The following is a 2921-nucleotide window of genomic DNA, read 5'->3' on the forward strand; positions in this document are numbered from 1 at the left end:
GCCCCGCACGGGTCCCGACCGCCGCCCCCTCTCCCGCCAACGGAGCCGCGTGATGAGCACATTGATCAGCGCGGAGCTGGTCGACCTCGACCTCTCCGCCACCACCAAGGAAGACGCCACCCGGGCGCTGGCCGAGCGCATGGCGGCCCGGGGGCGCGTCACCGACCTCGACGGCTTCCTCGCCGACGTGGCCGCGCGCGAGGCACAGATGCCCACGGGGCTGGAGGGCGGCATCGGCATCCCGCACTGCCGCAGCGCCCACGTCACCGAGCCCACCCTGGCCTTCGGCCGCAGCGCGGCGGGCATCGACTTCGGCGCCCAGGACGGGCCCGCCGACCTGATCTTCCTGATCGCCGCCCCGACGGGCGGGGACCGCGACCACCTGTCCATCCTGGCGAGCCTGGCCCGGGAACTCATGCGGGAGGAGTTCACCACCGCTCTGCGGGAGGCGACCGACCCCGGCCGGGCCGCCGCCCTGATCGCGGGGGAGCCCGTCCCGGCGGAGCCGTCGGCCGGGGCGGTCGACGGGGCCCCGGACACGGCGGGGGCCACGGGGACGGGGACCACCCCCCGGGAGGACACCCCCCGGGAGGACACCCCCCGGGAGGATGCCGCCACCGACACCGCGCCCGGCTCCGGGGAGGGCTCCGACGGGGACACCGGGGCGGAGGGGATCCCCGCCCCGCCCGGGGAGTTCCCGGTGCGGCCCGGGCCCACCCCGGAGTCGGAGCGCCCCTTCCGGGTGGTGGCCGTGACCTCCTGCCCCACCGGCATCGCCCACACCTACATGGCGGCCGAGTCGCTCGAGCAGGCCGCCCGTGCCGACGGGATCGAACTGAGCGTCGAGACCCAGGGCTCGGCGGGCTTCAAGCGCCTGGACCCGGCCGTGGTGGCCGCCGCCGACGCGGTGATCCTCGCCCACGACGTCGAGGTCCGGGAGAAGGAGCGGTTCGCGGGCAAGCCCGTCGTCGACACCGGGGTCAAGGCCGCCATCAACCGCCCGGCCGAGCTCATCGCCGAGGCCCGGGCCAGGGCCGAGCGCGGGGAGCGCACCTCCCCCCTGCCCTCCGGCGACGGCTCCGCCGACGGTCCGCCGATGTCCGCGGGCTCCGGGGCCGGCGACCACTTCGGGATCAGGCTGCGCACCTGGCTGATGTCCGGCGTGAGCTACATGGTTCCCTTCGTCGCCGCCGGTGGTCTGCTGATAGCCCTGGCCTTCGCGCTGGGCGGCTACGAGATCACCGACGCGCCCTCGGTGATCGAGCAGTTCACCTGGACCGACACCCAGAGCTGGGCCGCTCTGATGTTCCAGATCGGTGGGGCGGCCTTCGGGTTCCTCATCCCCGTCCTCGCCGGGTACATCGCCTACGGCATGGCGGACCGACCGGGATTGGTGCCCGGCTTCGTCGGGGGCGCCATCGCCGTCACCATCGACGCCGGCTTCCTCGGCGGCCTGGTCGCCGGTCTGGTCGCCGGTGGTGTGGTGCTGGGCATCCAGCGCTTCAAGGTGCCGGACGTGCTGCGCGGCATCATGCCCGTGGTGGTCATACCGCTCCTGTCCTCGGCGATCGTCGGTTTCCTGATGTTCGTGGTGATCGGCCAGCCGATCGCCGCGGCGCAGGAGGGCCTGACCAACTGGCTGTCCGGGCTCTCCGGTGCCAACGCCGTCCTGCTGGGCGTCGTGCTCGGCCTGATGATGTGCTTCGACCTGGGCGGGCCGGTCAACAAGGTCGCCTACGCCTTCGCCATCGGGGGCATCGCGGTCTCCGCCCCGACCGAGGCCAACCTGCAGATCATGGCGGCCGTCATGGCGGCCGGCATGGTGCCGCCGCTGGGCATGGCGCTGGCCACGGTGGTGCGCCGTCGCCTGTTCACGCGTGCCGAGCGGGAGAACGGCAAGGCCGCGTGGGTGCTGGGCGCCTCCTTCATCACCGAGGGGGCCATCCCCTTCGCCGCCGCCGACCCCCTGCGGGTCATCCCCTCCTCGATGGCCGGCGGCGCCGTGGCCGGCGCCCTGGCGATGGCGTTCGGCAACACCCTGCGGGCACCGCACGGCGGGATCTTCGTGGTACCGCTGATCGGCAACCCCTTCCTGTACCTGCTGGCCGTCGCGGTGGGCACCGCCGTGACCGCGGCGCTGGTGATCCTGCTCAAGGGCACCCGCGGCGCCCAACAGGCGGAGCGGGCGGTGGAGACCGTTCCCGCCCCCTGACCCGGGTACGGCCTGCGGTTCGATGCCTGCGCCCCGTCCCCCTCACCGGGGACGGGGCGCAGGCATGCGCGGACGTGGCGCGCACGCCGCGTGGGCGGGGGCCGGCCGGGTCACCCCTCGCCGGCGGGGGCCTTCCCGCCGTCCCCCGGCTCCCGCGCCCCGTACAGCTCCCGGTGGGAGAGGAACACCCCGCCCGGCGTGCGCACCGACTCCGCCGCCAGCACGCCCCGCACCACGGCCCGGCACAACACATCCGCCCCCGCCGCCAGCACGGCGTTCGTCTCCGCCGATCGGGCCGGTTCCTCCTCCGGCAGCCGGCGTGTCCCGGTGGCCAATCCGAAGACCGTGTCGCCGTCGCCGAGCAGGTGCACCGGACGGATGGCGCGGGCCAACCCGTCGTGCGCGACCATCGCCATCCTCCGCGCCCGGGCCGGGTCCAGGGCGGCGTCCGTGGCCACCACCGCCAGGGTGGTGTTCATCGGCGGAGCCAGGGTGTTGGGCGTGAGCCGGTCGGTTTCCCGCCGGGCCTCCTCCACGGCCCGGAGCGCGGCGGCGTGCACCTCCGCCGGGGGCACCCGGTGCGGCTCGGCCCACAGCGCCCCGGTCCCGGGGTCCACCACCTCGCCCGACGGGTTGACCGCGACCAGCGCCGCCACCGTGATCCCCGACGGCAGGCGGGTGGAGGTGGTGCCCACCCCGCCCTTCAGGC

2 protein-coding genes are annotated in these 2921 nt (G+C 75.2%); one reads left to right on the forward strand and one right to left on the reverse strand.

What is annotated here, in order from left to right; genetic code table 11:
• The first annotated feature begins 52 nt into the window (after positions 1 to 52).
• Positions 53 to 2212: a PTS fructose transporter subunit IIABC gene (locus FOE67_RS21535; protein ID WP_182666494.1), complete on the forward strand. Its 2160-nt coding sequence runs from the start codon at positions 53 to 55 to the stop codon at positions 2210 to 2212.
• 110 nt (positions 2213 to 2322) lie between these two features.
• Here FOE67_RS21535 and FOE67_RS21540 read toward each other — a convergent pair.
• Positions 2323 to 2921, reverse strand: a 599-nt coding sequence (locus FOE67_RS21540) for a P1 family peptidase (protein WP_182666495.1), incomplete at its 5' end; no start/stop codon positions are given.

Origin of the sequence: Streptomyces calidiresistens, from assembly GCF_014141525.1 — a bacterium.
GTDB classification, from domain to species: Bacteria; Actinomycetota; Actinomycetes; order Streptomycetales; family Streptomycetaceae; genus Streptomyces; species Streptomyces calidiresistens.